The organism is Bifidobacterium tibiigranuli (genome assembly GCF_022655035.1).
Lineage (GTDB): Bacteria > Actinomycetota > Actinomycetes > Actinomycetales > Bifidobacteriaceae > Bifidobacterium > Bifidobacterium tibiigranuli_A.
On sequence record NZ_JALCUA010000001.1, the window covers coordinates 13,563 to 29,302 of the forward strand.

The 15,740-nt window shown below is 60.6% G+C and carries 10 protein-coding genes; 1 reads left to right on the forward strand and 9 read right to left on the reverse strand.

What is annotated here, in order from left to right:
• Positions 1-55 precede the first annotated feature (55 nt).
• From LKK40_RS00055 to LKK40_RS00080, 6 genes are all read right to left on the reverse strand, one after another.
• Positions 56-3,022: a PQQ-binding-like beta-propeller repeat protein gene (locus tag LKK40_RS00055; protein ID WP_304308141.1), complete on the reverse strand. Its 2,967-nt coding sequence runs from the start codon at positions 3,020-3,022 to the stop codon at positions 56-58.
• A 180-nt stretch (positions 3,023-3,202) separates the two neighbouring features.
• Entirely contained in the window at positions 3,203-3,421 is a 219-nt protein-coding gene (locus LKK40_RS00060; RefSeq protein WP_304308142.1) for a hypothetical protein, read from the reverse strand.
• Positions 3,422-3,755: 334 nt separating this feature from the next.
• A complete protein-coding gene (locus LKK40_RS00065) occupies positions 3,756-4,268 on the reverse strand; it encodes a hypothetical protein (protein WP_304308144.1) in 513 nt (170 codons plus the stop codon).
• A gap of 190 nt (positions 4,269-4,458) precedes the next feature.
• The gene (locus LKK40_RS00070; protein WP_304308146.1) at positions 4,459-6,507 is read right to left on the reverse strand and encodes a leucine-rich repeat domain-containing protein; all 2,049 of its coding nucleotides are present in this window, start codon (positions 6,505-6,507) and stop codon (positions 4,459-4,461) included.
• A gap of 759 nt (positions 6,508-7,266) precedes the next feature.
• A complete protein-coding gene (locus tag LKK40_RS00075) occupies positions 7,267-9,558 on the reverse strand; it encodes an InlB B-repeat-containing protein (protein WP_304308148.1) in 2,292 nt (763 codons plus the stop codon).
• Positions 9,559-10,215: 657 nt separating this feature from the next.
• Entirely contained in the window at positions 10,216-11,730 is a 1,515-nt protein-coding gene (locus LKK40_RS00080) for a sensor histidine kinase (protein WP_304308150.1), read from the reverse strand.
• 229 nt (positions 11,731-11,959) lie between these two features.
• Here LKK40_RS00080 and trhA point away from each other — a divergent pair, with 229 nt between their 5' ends.
• Positions 11,960-12,844 (forward strand): PAQR family membrane homeostasis protein TrhA, encoded by an 885-nt coding sequence (gene trhA, locus LKK40_RS00085; RefSeq protein WP_304308152.1) that lies wholly within the window; start codon positions 11,960-11,962, stop codon positions 12,842-12,844.
• A 125-nt stretch (positions 12,845-12,969) separates the two neighbouring features.
• Here trhA and LKK40_RS00090 read toward each other — a convergent pair whose 3' ends face one another.
• The 3 genes from LKK40_RS00090 to LKK40_RS00100 all read right to left on the reverse strand — a co-directional run bounded on the left by LKK40_RS00090 (position 12,970) and on the right by LKK40_RS00100 (position 15,595).
• Positions 12,970-13,449 carry a GreA/GreB family elongation factor gene (locus tag LKK40_RS00090; RefSeq protein WP_304308154.1) on the reverse strand — a complete coding sequence of 160 codons (480 nt, stop codon included), beginning with the start codon at positions 13,447-13,449 and terminating at the stop codon, positions 12,970-12,972.
• 121 nt (positions 13,450-13,570) lie between these two features.
• On the reverse strand, positions 13,571-13,978 hold the full coding sequence (locus LKK40_RS00095) for an FKBP-type peptidyl-prolyl cis-trans isomerase (RefSeq protein WP_304308156.1): 408 nt from the start codon (positions 13,976-13,978) through the stop codon (positions 13,571-13,573).
• A 147-nt stretch (positions 13,979-14,125) separates the two neighbouring features.
• Entirely contained in the window at positions 14,126-15,595 is a 1,470-nt protein-coding gene (locus LKK40_RS00100) for an L-serine ammonia-lyase (RefSeq protein ID WP_304308157.1), read from the reverse strand.
• Positions 15,596-15,740: the final 145 nt, after the last annotated feature.

Sequence of the window (15,740 nt, forward strand, 5' to 3'; positions counted from 1 at the left end):
GACTAGAATTGGGGCTTCCGGAATTTTCCGGAGGCCCCAATTGCGTCTGATACCGTTAGAAGTCGCCTTCCTTCCACATATGCGCGGTATGGTCGGCCGGCCCGTGGCTAACCTGCACGGCGAAGCAGTTCTCCGGGGTGAATCCTTCCGTCGAGCACCAGCGGTTCGCCTCGTTCGGATCCGAGTACGTGATGCCTGATTCCATGGTGTACCAGTCATGACCCTGCAGCGAGGGCGTGGTCGTGAATCCCAGTGAGCTCCAATCAGCTCCTTTGAGCAGTAAAGCCGTGGGATACTTCTGCTTGAACGTTTGGAACTGGTTCCATATCGCCTTCGCGTCGTAGTCGGTCGTCCCGTCGTTGAAGCCGATGTACTTGGCCGACAATTGAGGCGTCCACATGCCCACCAAGTTCGATTCCACGAGGTCCTTGTCCTGCTTGACCTCGGCATCGAGCTGCGCCTGCGCATCGTCTACCGTCGTGGCCTTCTTCGCATGCAGGCTGTTGCGCTGACCAGCTTGAGGGGTGAAGCTCGAACTCGTCGGGAACGCCGTAGTCGAACCGTCTTTGCCGATCGAAACCGTGTCCGAAGTCTGGCACACCCGTTGCCCGGCGTCGTCCTGCCCGCATACGCCGTCCTTGCCCGAGTCCTTCATCGAGGAGCCTGCAGAGGTTTTGGAGCCCTCATGCAGGATGAACTTGGTGACCGACCCGGCTGACGTTCCGCACGTCAGCAGCAAGCCATCGTCCCATGTCGACAGCGACAACGGAGAAGAGCCGGCAGGGCAGTCGGGAATATCGACCTTGGCGCTCGGCGGGCTGGAGAAGCCGGTCGTCGTACCGGAAGCATTCCACGCATCGGACGCGACATAGGCCTTCGTCGCACCTGAGCCGGTGAACCAGGTCGCCCCGCCATCGAAGCACACCTGCGCGCTCGCATCGTCCTTGTCATACTTGGCGACATAGCAGCCGGTGTCGCTGAACGTCGCCGTCTGCGTGCTGTATAAAGCGCCGTCCGCGTCGATGAAAACGTAATACGTGTCCACGGCAGAGGAGCGGCACACCAGCGTATGCCCGGGCGTATCGCCATTCCATGTCGACCAGCTCACCGGCGTCCACCCCGCCGGGCACGACGCGATGGCGCTAGGCATGCCCTTTACGCGCGGCTGGGGCTTCACCGGGTCGAGGCGGGCGATGGTTTGGGAGGAACCTTGTATTCCAGCGCTTCCGGTAATCACCGGGATAGCGTCGTTGAGTTGCTGAGCAATCGAAGAGGTATCTGAGGCTTCACTCATGCCTTCATACGCGTCAAGCGGTGTGTTTCCATCGGCCTGCCATAACTGTGCACCGGTTTCCCCTGAGAGAGCCACAACGAACCCTATTCCGGCCTCTCCATCAGGGGCGAGGACTGCCGGATGCGTATAGTCCTGTACGAGCACGGTCCCATCGTCCAGAACGGCAGCACGAACGCAGTAATCATCACCTAATTCATGCGAAAAGCCGGTGTACGTTGATGACCACAAGATTTTGCCGCTGCGCTCGTCTACGCGGATCACATGGCCGGTATCATCAAGAAAGACAAGTTCGCCATTGTTATAAGCCCCGACGAATGTGCCATAGACTGACGGCGATTTCAACGTCATGCCCGGCGTCGAGGAGTCAATCGTCCACCCATAGTCCGGGGATGAGATCGCAGTCGGCGGGGCCTCGTAACCTACTGCAGAGCTACTATCGTTGCGCTGCAGTATAGGATGACTCGGGACCGGCGTGCCGGTGGCGAAAGTGACAGGGTCACCTTGGACAATGGTTCCCGCCTTGCCCGATGGCATGGTGAAGGATGACGATGACGCGCTGCCGCCGCTGCCGCCCGCGACAAGCGTGGTCCCGAACAGTTCGCTTCCGGACGCTGACAACAACCCGCCATTGTCGAGATTGATGGCGAACGAGCCGACTCGCCCGGGACTGTAATTGACAAAAACCCCTACGCCATCGGCTATTCGTATATGACTGGCAAACGCTCCAGACATATTGTTAGCCTCCACTCCTGAATAGAATTGCTTCGAACGCCATATCGTTTTGCCGGAGCTATCGAGCGCCAGCAAACTCGTCAGACACTCGATCTTGTCGTTGCACTGGTTTGTCTCATCCTGAAGAATCACGGAATCTTTGTACACCGCGCGCAGCGAAAGCGTGTCCGTGGATGCGGAGGCAAAATCTGCAAGGGGAACAGACGAGGTGATTGTTCCATTGGCCACATCCATGAATAGAAGTTTGTCCGGATGATCTGGAGACCCGGATACCTCGTCAGCCGTATACGACATACATACCAGTTGTTGGTGCATCTGCCCGGAAATGCAGTCGATGCCTGCATACGTAGGAGAAGACCAGATTGTGCTTCCGCTCTGGGCATTGACGCCAACGATCTGCGCCCCGTTGGAATACGCCCACACCTTGCTGGTTTGCGCGACTAGTGTAGGAGTGAAGGCTTGCGATGTATCAGTGTCAGTCTGGGAAGCCAATGTCGATGCATTTTCGCTCCACGCCGTCGTATACCCGTTCGCGAACGAAGGCGTGTTGGCGAGCTTGGCGGCGCGGGCTTCGACAGATTGTGCGCCGCCTTTGGCCCATGCGCCGATATTCGTTCCTGGAATCGTAGCGGAGGATGTATATGCTGCGCCCGCTACGACGAGCATCACGACCACGGCGGCAGCGATGACAGGCGCGAGGTGGGTCGAGACCCAAGACCTTGCGCTGCGCCACGCTTCCGTAGCCGCGACAGTGCTGGGAACGTATGAGGGGGCGGCAGAGGCGGATTGCGAAGTACCGCGTCCGGCAGACCCGTCCGATACGGTATGTTCCGATACGGTACGCGCCAACGCCGTACGCTCCGACGCCGCATGTTCCAACGGTTCCGATGCCGCTCCTTGCGCAAGAGGCGTCACTGGCGCACCGCAATTGGTGCAGAACGCCGCGTCTTCGGCTATGCGCGACCCGCATTGCTCACAAAACATATCTATTCCCATTCCCTTCGCCCTGCGCCTATGGCCCAGCAGTTACGAACAGTTCATTGCGCGCCCGCGATGAGGAGCGACACACCCGGGTTGGCATACACAAGTCGTCAGTTAGCTTTTTTGCTCGTTGCAATTCCGCCAGTGCGAAATCCTAATAGCCGACTTGTGTATGGCTCCCGGAGCCCGGACCCCTTAGTACGTCGACATCGACTGCACCGCTCCATACAGGACCGCATATACGACAAACCAGAACACGACCTGCGCGATCATGCCGATCAGCGCGCCGACCCCTGCGCTATGCGCGCGGCGCGGATGATCCGTCTTCCACACCAAATACAGAATCAGCCCGATCGCCGGGAAGAAGAAACCCAGCACCCCATAGCCGAAGCCCGACGATGTATCCACCGGCATCGGTTGATACGCATACTGTTGAGACGGTATCTGAAGCTGCACTTGAGGCTGTACCTGCGGCGGCACCTGCGATGACGGCTGAGACACCTGCGGACTGACAGTCGCTACATACGGCTGTGAGATCGCCGGTGTCGGCTGCGGCAACGGCTCTGGCGCAGGGACCGGCGCCACCGAAGATGCCGGTGCCGCCGAGCTCGCAGCCCAAACCTGTTTCGCCCCGCAATACCGACAGAAGTTGGCTTGGTGGGGCAGCTCTTTACCACATGACACGCAATTCATCACATAACTCCTTAGGACTGGTTGGACAGTCATTTATTGAATGCTTACTGAATGCTCATTGAATGTTTCTCAAGTCGGCAAGATTGCTCAATGTGCCGATTTTGTAGTTGGTCGCGAACACCCATTCGCCCTGTTCGACCTTGATATTGGAATCGTTGAACTCCGGGAGTGAGGATTTCAGAGCCGCCACATCCTTGACTTGCCCGATAAGCGTGTAATTTATGCTCTGGGACTGCACCGCATTGTCAAGGCCGTAGTATGTCGTACTGAATTTCGATACGCCTGTATACCCTGCATTCAGCAAAATGTCGTAAACGGCGGCCTGCGTGAGGTCGGCAACCTTGGGCATCGAATCGCCCGACGCGGCCGAATCCGTAGAAGATGGCGAAGACGGAGCATCCGCAGGCGCCGAGGAAGGTGAATCCGACGGCATGCTGGATGAAGCCGATGAGTCAGCCGATGAATCGCCTGCCGAGTCTGAATCGCCGCTGGCATCATAGGAACCGCATCCGGTGCCGAGCATCAGCAAGGCAACCACGAGGAAAGTCGCAAATGCATTCCGTTTCATTGCCGCACCTCAGTCGTTTCTGAAGCATAGCCACCCTGCCGCGATGCAATATGCCGCAGCGGCCTGATGATGAATAGCATGACGTAACTCATGTATTCTCCTTTCATTGTTACATGGACTTATTCTCGAATTGCGCTGAAATTAGTATGGGTGCTGTGGCTGGTGGCTGGTGGCCTGTGGCTGCACGGAGTCATAGTCCTTTCCAGGCGGTGCCTTCCTGGTGCCAGCCTGCTTTGCCGACCGCCGCGTACTCCTTGGAGCTCGTGGTGTAGACGTGCTCGCCCGAGTGCGGATTGTACAGGCGGTAGACCGTGACCGGGCCGGCGGGGTTCGTGTACCATGCCACGCCCTCGTCCTTCCAGCCCAACTTGACCAGCGTCTTGTGCTCGCTCGGGTTCAGGGTCCAGTTGTGGTTGCCGTTGTGCGGGTTGTACTCCCGGTACACGGGCTTGAGATCGGAAGCGGAGCCCTGCTTGGCCGCGTTGAACGAGGTGCCTTCGTTGTTCCACCCCAGCGAGACCAGCGCGTCGCGTTCCTTGGCGCTGGTGGTGTAGTGGTGCAGTCCGGAGTTCTGGTTGTACACGCGGTACACCGGCACTGGCGTGCCCAGAGCAGGCTTGGGGGCCGGCTTGGCCACGACCCAACGCGCGTACAAAGTGCGCGAGCTTGCGGCGACCGGCGAACCAGTCACCTTGCTGCCGCCGGTCTTGGCAGTGAACCAGCCTGTGAACGTGTAGCCCGGACGCGAGGGAGCAGCGGCCAGCGCGTATTTCGCTCCCTGCTTGGCCGACACCTTCTGCATGGCCGAACCGTTGGCGAATTTGCCGCCGTTGGCGTCGAACGACACCATGTAGGTCGGTTTGGGCTTGGGAACCGCTTTCCACTGCGCATACAAGGTCAGGTTCACGTTCACCGCAGAGTTGAAGTCGTATGGCTTCGAGCCAGCCTTATCGCTCGTCCAGCCAACGAACGTATAGCCCGAACGCGTCGGATTGGCGGGTCTGACGGCCTTGCCGCCCTTGACGACCGACTGCGAGGAGACAGCCGAGCCGCCCTGTGTGTCGAACGACACCGCATACTTCACCACCGGGGGCTTCGGAGGCGTATACGGCTGTGTGACAGTCACGTCAAACTGATCCGACGCCTTGCCGATCGTCACCGTCGTGCTCGCGTGCAAGCTGACGTTGCCCGACCCGCTTAGGCCCTTCCATGAGGCCTTGCCCGTCTTCGCGTCATACGAGCCGGACGAGGGAGTCAGCGTGTCAGGCTTGATGAACGGGCCATCCACGCTTCTGGCCGTAGGCACCGCCACCGAAGAAGACGACACCGCCGGCAACGACACCGACTGCGGACCGAGACCCAGCACGGTGAGGTTAGTGAGCTTGGACAACGGGCTCACATCACTAACCCGATTATTGTAGAGGTACAGGTCGGTGAGATTGGTGAGCTTAGACAACGGACTCACATCACTAACCTGATTGCCGTCGTTAAGCCCCAGCACGATGAGCTTGGTGAGCTTGGACAACGGACTGACATCACTAACCCGATTCCAGCTAAGACTCAGGCCAGTGAGGTTGGTGAGCTTGGACAACGGGGTCACATCACTAACCCCATTTTTATAGAGGGTCAGGCCGGTGAGGTTGGTGAGCTTGGACAACGGGGTCACATCACTAATACCACTGTCACTGAGATCCAGGCCGGTGAGATTGGTGAGCTTAGCCAACGGATCAAAATCACTGATGGGATTGTAGCTGAGGTCCAGATCGGTGAGCTTGGTGAGCTTGGACAACGGACCGACATCACTGACCCCCCAATTGCCGCCGAGTTCCAGCTTAGTGAGCCTGGTGAGCCTGGACAACGGACCGACATCACTGACATGATTGGACTCGAGGTCCAGACTGGTGAGGTTGGCGAGGTTCTCGATGCCTTGCAGATTGGTGATTTGATTACTCTGAATACCCGGATCGCCTTCAGCGGTTAGTTCAGTGATGCTGGCGATGTCATGTTTGGTCAGAGGCTGGTCCACTTCATAACCACCGGTAGCTTGCGCCACAGCGTCGGCGAGATTCGGGTCCGGGAAGCACTGCCAAATGGTGCTCACATCCGGCGTGCACGTGCTGGTCGCGGCCGTAGCAGCCGGGGCGATGGCGCCCATGCCCAGGGCCATCGCCACCGGCAGCGCCAGACCCAGCACAAGCCGGCCCAGCCGGGCGACCTTGTTCGGTTTTGCTCTTCCCATATTCTCTGCTCCTGTCATCAAGCTACGTGCGGATGCGCAGCGCTGAATGTGCTAAGACACAGCAAAGCACGCAAAATCCAATTCGCCTAAAAACTTTTCATCTTTTTTTATTCGGCGTGATTCGGCACGTTTCCCGTCTGCTGCGTCATGCAGAAACTGCGTGATTCGGCACGCCGCGCGAGCTCGAAGGAGACGGCTGCACGTTCCGCGCCCTGCCCGATATCACGCCCCGGCATTTCGCAAAGACATACAAGACAGAGTCGGTTCTGGCACAAGCCGGCCCATCAGCTCGGCCCTGAGCACATATCCGCATCAACGCCATTCTTCAGAGAATCCAGTAAGCGCATCGAGCGAGATCACGCCCGGCCAAGCCCCGCGCCGCCCACGCGCCCGGACCCAGGAACGGCCATATTCCGCCAAAACCCCGCAACCCGAATCCGGCGCCTACCATGCGAAGTGCTGAATAGGCGAAAAACTGCTGAATAGACACCAGCCAGCCACCAGCCACGCCCAGACACGAACGACCATGAACGACCACGGACGACCGGTCTATGGCGCAGCACGAATGCCCAGCGCAGCCAGCCCCGGCACAACGCCCACCAGGCACCACGAAAAGCGGGCGGCCGCTCCCCTGCCAAGGGAAACAGCCGCCCGCCACCGCCGCGCATCGAGACCGCCAGCAGCCAGCGTCTCAACGCTCCACCGCTTCAATTCCGCACGGCCAGACTCTTAATGCCAACCCGCGCGTTTACACGCTCGTTACAATCCCTTCCACGCAGTGCCCTCCTGATGCCAGCCGGCCTTGCCGACCGCCGCGTACTCCTTGGCGCTGGTGGTGTACACGTGCTCGCCGGAATGCGGATTGTACAGGCGGTACACCGTCACCGGCCCGGCGGGGCTCGCGTACCACGCCACGCCCTCGTCATGCCAGCCCAGGCCCACCAGCGTCTTGTGCTCGCTCGGGTTCAGGGTCCAGTTGTGGTTGCCGTTGTGCGGGTTGTACTCCCGGTACACGGGCTTCAAGCCGGAAGCGGAGCCCTGTTTGGCGGCTTGGAACGAGGTGCCTTCGCTCTTCCAGCCCAGCTTGACCAGCGCGTCGCGCTCCTTGGCATTGGTCGTGTAGTGGTGCAATCCGGAGTTCTGGTTGTACACGCGGTACACGGGCACCGGCGTGCCCAGCGACGGCTTGGGAGCCGGCTTGGCCGCGACCCAGTGCGCGTACAGGGTGCGCGAGCCGGTAGCGACCGGAGAACCTGTCACCTTCGAACCGCCCGACTTGGCCGTGAACCAGCCGGAGAACATGTAGCCCGAACGCGAGGGGGCCTTGGCCAGCGCGTACTTCGCGCCCTGCTTCACCGACACCTTCTGCGAAGCCGAGCCATTGGCGAACTTCCCGCCGTTCGCATCGAAGGATATTGTGGCCGTCGCAGCCGGCTTGGGCTTGTTCTTGGCCCATTGCGCGTACAGAGTACGCGAGCTTGCGGCGACCGGCGAACCCGTCACCTTCGAGCCGCCGGTCTTGGCCGTGAACCAGCCTGTGAACGAGTAGCCCGCACGAGCAGGGGCCGCAGCCAGCGCGTACTTCGCTCCCTGTCTGACCGACACCTTCTGCATGGCCGAGCCATTAGAGAACTTCCCGCCGTTCGCATCGAAGGACACCGTGTAGGTCGGGGTGGGCTTAGGAACTGCCTTCCACTGCGCATACAAGGTAATGTTCCCGTTCACCGCCGTGTTGAAGCTGTAGGGCTTCGTGCCCGCCTTGTCGCTCGTCCACCCGGCGAACGCGTAGCCCGAGCGCGTCGGGTTGACCGGCTTGATCGCCTTGCCACCCTTGACGACCGGCTGGGAGACGACGGCCGAGCCGCCCTGCGCATCGAACGACACCGCATACTTCACCACTGGAGGCTTCGGAGGCGTATAAGGCTGCGTGATGGTCACATCAAACTGACTTGACGTCTTGCCGATCGTCACCGTCGTGCCTGCGTGCAAGCTGACGCTGCCCGACCCGCTCAGGCCCTTCCACGAAACAGTGCCCATCTTCGCGTCATAAGCGCCGGACGAGGGAGCCAGCTTATCGGGCGTCACGAACGAGCCATCCACGCTCCTGGCCGTAGGAACCGACACCGAAGAAGCCGCCACCGCCGGCAACGAAACCGACTGTGAACCGAGGCCCAGATAGGTGAGGTTGGCGAGTTTGGCCAGCGGGCTTACATCACTAACCTGATTGTCGTAGAGGTCCAGATAGGTGAGGTTGGTGAGCTTAGACAACGGGCTAACATCACTAACCTGATTGTCGTAGAGGAACAGCGTGGTGAGGTTGGCGAGCCTGGACAACGGACTGATGTCGCTGACTTGATCACCACCGAGGCTCAGTATGGTGAGGTTGGTGAGCTTAGACAACGGACTGACATCACCACTGACCTGATTGCCGTTGAGTCCCAGCCCGGTGAGGTTGGTGAGTTTGGACAACGGACCAACATCACTGACCAGATTGATATCGAGGTCCAGCCCGGTAAGGTTCATGAGTTTGGACAACGGACCAACATCACTGATTTTATTGCTATCGAGGTCCAGTCCGGTGAGCTTAGTGAGCTTGGACAACGGACCAACATCACTGACCCGATTCCAGCCGAGGTCCAGATAGGTGAGCTTAGTGAGCTTGGACAACGGACCAACATCACTGACCCGATTCCAGCCGAGGTCCAGACTGGTGAGGTTGGTGAGGTTCTCGATGCCCTGCAGATTAGTGATTTGATTACTCTGAATACTTGAATCGTCTTGATCGTCTAGTTCAGTGATGCTGGCAATGTCATATTTGGTCAGCGTCTGGCCCACGTCATAGCCGCCAGTAGCCTGCGCCACTAGGTTGGCGAGATTCGGATCCGGGAAGCATTGCGCGATGGTGCTCACATCCGGCGTGCACATGCCGGTCGCGGCCGTGGCGGCCGGGGCGACAGCAGCACTCATACCCAGGGCCATCGCCACTGGCAGCAATACTCCCAGCGCGAGCCGGGCCAGCCGGGCGATCCTATACGGTTTTGCTCTTCCCATGTTCCCTGCTCCTGTCCTCAAACTGCACACGATACCGAAACGCCGAATGCGTCAGAACACAGCAAAGCACGCAAAAGACAATCCGCCAAAAAACTTTTCATCTTTTTTCCCGCCCAATGCAGACGCAACATCACCAATGACGCATCCGAAACGCCTCCGAGAAAAAGAACGCCCCGCCTGCGACCCCCCACTGGCTTACTGCCCACCTCCTAAGCGGCCCTTTACTGCCAACTGCCCCGGAATACTGGCAGCAAAAAGCCGCCGGCGCGCGGCCAGCGGCCCTTTGCTGCCAGCAGCGAGCAGCTGGATGCTCGCAATCGCCCTGCCCCGAATGCATCAGCGTTATGTGAGGCGTTATGGAGGTGCCGCAGAGGTCTATCTGCATTATATGAGGCGTTAATTCCCTAGCACCCCAAGTATCGCTGGCTGAAAACCGCGGTTTTAGGCCACATAATACTCGACACACCGCAGAATAGCGCCTCACGTAACGCAGATAGACCTCCGCAAAGCCCGGATAACGCCACACATAAGCGAGATAGCCAGATTCCCGCCGGCAAATCACGAAATCAGCAGTGTTCGCACACCAAATTGCGCCCGCCAAAACCGCCAGAGCCAAAACCCCGCCACGCCTGAGCAAGAGCAAGCCTCCCGACCCCCTCACAAAGCCGACACGCTGTCGCCCTCCTGCGGGTCCTGGGCCGCACGCAGACGCATGTCGAGGATGACCTTGGTGCCGCCTTCGCGCCGGGGCTCCCAATGGACGGTGCCACCGAAATCGTTTGTGACGAAGGTGTTGATGATCTGCGTGCCCAGCCCTGAGCCCGAGGACCGCGCCATGCCGTTATCCTCCTCGGTGTCCAGGCCGGACCCGTCATCCTCTACGACCACGTTGAGATTGTTGCCGCCTCGGCCCACGGAAATGGTGATATGGCCCTCCTTGCGCCCTTCGAAGCCGTGCTCGACGGCGTTGGTGATCAGCTCGGTGAGCACCAGCGAGAGCGGCGTGGCATCCTGGGCCGGCATCATGCCGAAGGAGCCGATGTAACTGATATGGATGTGCTGGTCGCGCATGGTGGCGAGGTCCACGGTCATCCTGAGCAGGTTCGAGATGACCTTGTCGTAATCCACCATCTCGTCAGCGGTCTGGCTCAGCCCTTCATGCACCATGGCTATCGTCTGCACGCGGCGCTGGGCCTCCGCAAGCTCCTTCTTGACCTCCTCGGATTTGGTCTTGCGCGCCTGCAGCCGCAGCAGGGCCGAGACGGCCTGCAAGTTGTTCTTGACCCTGTGGTGGATCTCCGAAATCGTGGCGTCCTTCGTCTGCAGCTCCTGGTCGCGCCGACGCAGCTCGGTTACATCGCGGCACAGCACCAGCGCGCCGGACCGCCCATTCACGTCAAACAGCGGCAGGGAGCGAATCGAAACCACGGAGTGATTCGCGTTCAGCTCGGAGTCCACGGCGGCCTTGCCCGAGAGCACCAGAGGCAGAGTCTCAGGGACGGGATCCTTCGTGTGCAGCAGCTGTGTGCCGATTTCGCTCAGGTACTGCCCCTGCATCGTAGTCACCGCGCCGAGGCGACGGAAGCAACTGATGGCGTTGGGCGAGGAGTAGCGCACCACGCCGTCCACGGTCAGCAGGATGAAGCCGTCGGAGACGCGGGCGTTGTGGCGCTGGTTCATCACCGGATCATGGTAGGGGAACTGCTCGCGCGGAATCATCTCAAAGAGCTGCTTGCCGGCGTTGATGCTCTCGGATTCGTAGCGGCCGTTGGACTCTCGCGTCGACATATTCGTCTCGCGGATGACCACGCCAAGCGTTTTGCCATTGTGGCGCACCGGCGCATAGACATTGCACACCGTCGAACGCTCCACATCGCGCAGCACGGTGGAGCGGACGATGTCGTTCGAGCGCATCGTCGTATCCAGCTCACCGATCAGATCGTCCTTGACCTCATTGCCCACCACGTCGTCGATGCGCAGGGTCATCACCGTGGACGGGCGACACTGCTCGGCGACGACATAGCGTCCATCGCCCCGCTGCAAGACAAGCAGCAGATCGGCGAAGCTCAGGTCGGCGACCACCTGCCAGTCTGCGACAAGATGATGCAGCCATTCGCGGTCGCTGTCATCGAAATCAGGGCGCGTTGCGAGAATGTGAGTGAAATCAGCCATGGCCTCCATCATACGCAACGCGTCAACCGCGGCACAGGGTAACGTGCTCAGAGCCGGCAGATTAGGCCACAAGCCGTGGCATACGTGGGCACGCAAGGCAAGATCAGCACGCAAGGCAAGACCTGCATGAAACGTGCACGGAGCTGTACGATGTCATCATCCAGCTTGACATTGACACTGGTTACGGTATCGTAAGTTACGTTTGCGTAACATATGGCAACGGAGGATTATGGACAGCCCGAACCAACTCGAAACCGAGGATGAGAGCAAGCGCGCCGCCGTCATAGCGGCCCGCGAGCAGGCCACGCATGCCAAGGCCGAAGCGGTGCGGGCCAAGGCGCGCAACAGAGCCGATTCCGTGCGTCGTATGGCCGAACGGCGAGCCGCAGCCATCATCGCACGCGGCGAAGCCCATGCCGCACACATCGAAGGCGTGCCAGTAACGACGCGCCGGGTGCGCCTCGACGTGCACGGCCGGCCCAAGCCGCTCCTGCGCGGCTGGATTCATGCGATATCCGCGCCACTTGCACTGGCGGCCGGCATCGTGCTGATCTGTCTGGCGCACGGCACGGGGCTGAAATGGGCTTGCGCGATCTTCATGTCCTGCTCGGCGTTCCTGTTCATCAACTCGGCGGCCTATCATCTGGGCGACTGGTCGCCGCGCGTCACCGACGTGCTGCGCCGCATCGACCATCTCAATATCTTTCTGCTGATCGCCGGCACCTACACGCCAGTCTCCTTCGCGCTCGATTCCTTCTGGCGCACCGCGATCATCGTAGGCATGTGGAGCTGCACCTTCGTGGCCATGATCATCCATGTGATCTGGATCAACGCGCCGCGCTGGCTCTACGTCATCGTCTACATCGTATTCGGCGTGTCAGGCCTCGCATTCATGCGGCTGTTCTGGCTCTCCCCCGCCGCCGGCCCAGTCGTCGTGATACTCATCGCCGCCGGCGGGGCATGCTACATCGCCGGAGCCATCGTCTACGCCCTGCGCAAGCCCGACCCGTGGCCGCGCATCTTCGGCTTCCACGAGATCTTCCACCTCGGCACCGTCGCCGGGTTCGCCTGCCACATGGTCGCCATCTACATGGTCATCGTCAATCTGTGGTAAGCGTCGCGCAGCCCATTACCTGCCTCCTTGCGCGTCTTGCACCATATAACATTGTTCCCCTATGCCAAGCACTCTCTGGCGTAGGGGAACAATGTTTAATGTTTGTTGTCGCCGCCTTCGCAGCGTCACGACAGCGGCTGGGAATCCTTGACCGTCACCGATATCTCGCGGCCGTTCGGCGTCTTGTAGCTGACGGTGTCGCCCTTCTTGGCACCGATGATGGCGGCGCCGATCGGTGATTCCGGGCTGATGACGTCGTATTCGGTGGCCACTGCGATGTCGCGCGACCCCAGTACATAGACCATCTCGTTGCCGGCCAGGTCCAGCGTCACCACGGAGCCGTTGCCCACGGTGCCGGCCTCGGGGGCCTCAAGTATCTTGGTATTGCGCAGCTTGACGATGAGCTCGTTGATGCGGCCCTCGTTCTTGCCCTGCTCCTCGCGCGCGGCCTGGTAGCCGCCGTTCTCCGAAAGATCGCCTTCGGCGCGCGCCGTCGCGATGCGCTCGGTGATCTCGTCGCGGTATTCGCCTTCGCGATAGGCGAGCTCCTGCTTGAGCTTGTCGTAGGCTTCCTGCGTGAGCAGAATCGTCTTTTCCTCGGCCATAATGCCTCCTCCTGACCTTAATTTTGTTATATATATGACTGCGCTGGCCAAGCCCGGTGCACTATGTCTGCGTACCGAACCTCGCCAGCGCTATACGTGTCGTTCTATAAGTCCGCCCGGCTCAGCGGGTCGAGATGATATCGATGACGAAGACCAGCGTGTCCTCGCCGCCGATGCCCGCCTGCGGCATGCCCTGCGAACCGTAGCCGTATTCCGGGGGAATCGAGACCACGAGACGCGAGCCGATGTTGTGGCCCGGCACCGTCTGATCCCAGCCCTTGATGACCTGCCCGACGCCGATGCCGAAGCTGGCCGGCTGATGGCGGTCGAAGCTCGAATCGAAGGGCGTCTCGCCGCCCCAGACCACGCCGTGGTAGTTGACCGTGACGGTGTCGCCGCGGCGGACCATCGGACCGTTGCCTTCGACGACCTCTTCGACCTTCAAGCCGGCCGGCGGTTCGGGCGCGGGGAATGTTATCTCCGGCGCGGCGCCGAACTCGGCGTTGACTTGCGGCATGCTTGCTGTCATATTGGCCTCCTTACGCACAATGTGACCCAGACTAGCACTTGTGGGTTGATAGCGATATCGCAGCGCGTCATTTTGGAACTCAGCTCCGACTTAGCTACAACTCAACTGCACATCAGCTGCACATCAATTGCGAAACAATTGCGAAACCTAGCATTCCACGACGTTGACTGCGAGGCCGCCTTTGGAGGTCTCCTTGTATTTCGACATCATGTCCGCGCCGGTGTCCATCATCGTCTTGATCGCCTGATCGAGGCTGACCAGATGCGAGCCGTCGCCGAACATCGCCATGCGCACCGCGTTGATCGCCGTGTTCGCCGCCATCGCATTGCGCTCGATGCACGGAATCTGCACCAAGCCGCCCACCGGATCGCAGGTGAGGCCCAAATGATGCTCGATGCCGATTTCCGCCGCGTTCTCGACCTGCCGCGGCGTACCGCCCATCACTTCGCACAGTCCGCCAGCCGCCATCGAGCAGGCCGAACCGACCTCGCCCTGGCAGCCGACCTCGGCTCCGGAAATCGAGCCATTACGCTTGAACAGGTAGCCGATGGCCCCGGCCGTAAGCAGGAAGCGCACCACGCCGTCCTCGTCCGCGCCGTCGACGAAGCTCCAATAGTATTGCAACACCGCCGGGATGATACCGGCTGCGCCATTCGTGGGCGCGGTGACGATGCGCCCTCCCCCGGCGTTCTCCTCGCTGACCGCCAGCGCGAACAGGTTCACCCACGCGGCGTCCGAGGATTCCAGCGCGTCCAGCGCCGCCTCGCCACGGTGGTGATCGCGTCGCAGCGCATCGCTGCCCGGAGAGAGCCGCTGGTACATGCGCGGCGCGCGGCGGCGGACTTCAAGGCCACCAGCCAGAATCTCCTCGGTGCTGGTGCACCCCGCGAGAATGCAGCCGTGCATCATATGCCAGATGTGCAGCAGCCGCTCGCGCACCTCGTCAGCCGGTCGCATCGCGGTCTCATTGGCCCAGACGATTTCGCTCACGCGCAGACCCGTGCGCTCGCATAGGGCCATAAGCTCGCCGCAGGACGAGAAGTGGTAGGGCACTTCGGGGCCGAAATCCACCTGTCCGCCGGTTTCCTGCTCCGCGAAGGTCATGCCTTTCGCCGGCCGCTCGTGGATGCCAATCATCGGGTCATCTTTGTCGCCGCGCCGGATGAACCCGCCGCCGATGGAGTACCACACCTGCTCGTCGAGCACGTCGCCGGCGGCATCGAATACTTGGAAACGCATGCCATTGGGATGCGCCGCGAGCCGCTGCCACATCTCGAAGACGACATCATGTGCGTAATCGAACGCAATCTCCTGCTCGCCTCCCAGAGCGAGCGTCCCCCGCTGCTCGCACTCCTGCCGAATGTTCAAAAGGTGCTCGATGTCGACATCCTCCGGCATGCTGCCTTCCAGGCCAGCGACCACCGCGCGGTCGGTGCCGTGGCCCATGCCGGTCATCGACAACGAGCCGTACAGCACCGCGCGCACCCGAGCCACCTGGCCCAGCACGCCGGACTTGCGCAGCGAAGAGACGAAGGCGTTGGCTGCGCACATCGGCCCTACCGTGTGCGACGAGCTCGGCCCGACGCCGACGGTGAACATCTCAAGAACACTGAACATATCACGACCATTCTCTATTTACGTCTGCGCATTCGACTTGCTGTGTGCATGTTGCACGTTGTGCTGTGCTTGCGAGGCTTTTACTCGCACCGGTTTGCATGCGGCGGCTGTACGCAATTGTATATGCGACACCTGCCTCGGTCTG

Coding starts and splice junctions, on each gene's coding strand:
- LKK40_RS00060 (WP_304308142.1), bottom strand. CDS start 3,421: ATGCCGGTGGATACATCGTCGGGCTTCGGCTATGGGGTGCTGGGTTTC.
- LKK40_RS00070 (WP_304308146.1), bottom strand. CDS start 6,507: ATGGGAAGAGCAAAACCGAACAAGGTCGCCCGGCTGGGCCGGCTTGTG.
- LKK40_RS00075 (WP_304308148.1), bottom strand. CDS start 9,558: ATGGGAAGAGCAAAACCGTATAGGATCGCCCGGCTGGCCCGGCTCGCG.
- LKK40_RS00055 (WP_304308141.1), bottom strand. CDS start 3,022: ATGGGAATAGATATGTTTTGTGAGCAATGCGGGTCGCGCATAGCCGAA.
- LKK40_RS00100 (WP_304308157.1), bottom strand. CDS start 15,595: ATGTTCAGTGTTCTTGAGATGTTCACCGTCGGCGTCGGGCCGAGCTCG.
- LKK40_RS00090 (WP_304308154.1), bottom strand. CDS start 13,449: ATGGCCGAGGAAAAGACGATTCTGCTCACGCAGGAAGCCTACGACAAG.
- trhA (WP_304308152.1), top strand. CDS start 11,960: ATGGACAGCCCGAACCAACTCGAAACCGAGGATGAGAGCAAGCGCGCC.
- LKK40_RS00095 (WP_304308156.1), bottom strand. CDS start 13,978: ATGACAGCAAGCATGCCGCAAGTCAACGCCGAGTTCGGCGCCGCGCCG.
- LKK40_RS00080 (WP_304308150.1), bottom strand. CDS start 11,730: ATGGCTGATTTCACTCACATTCTCGCAACGCGCCCTGATTTCGATGAC.
- LKK40_RS00065 (WP_304308144.1), bottom strand. CDS start 4,268: ATGAAACGGAATGCATTTGCGACTTTCCTCGTGGTTGCCTTGCTGATG.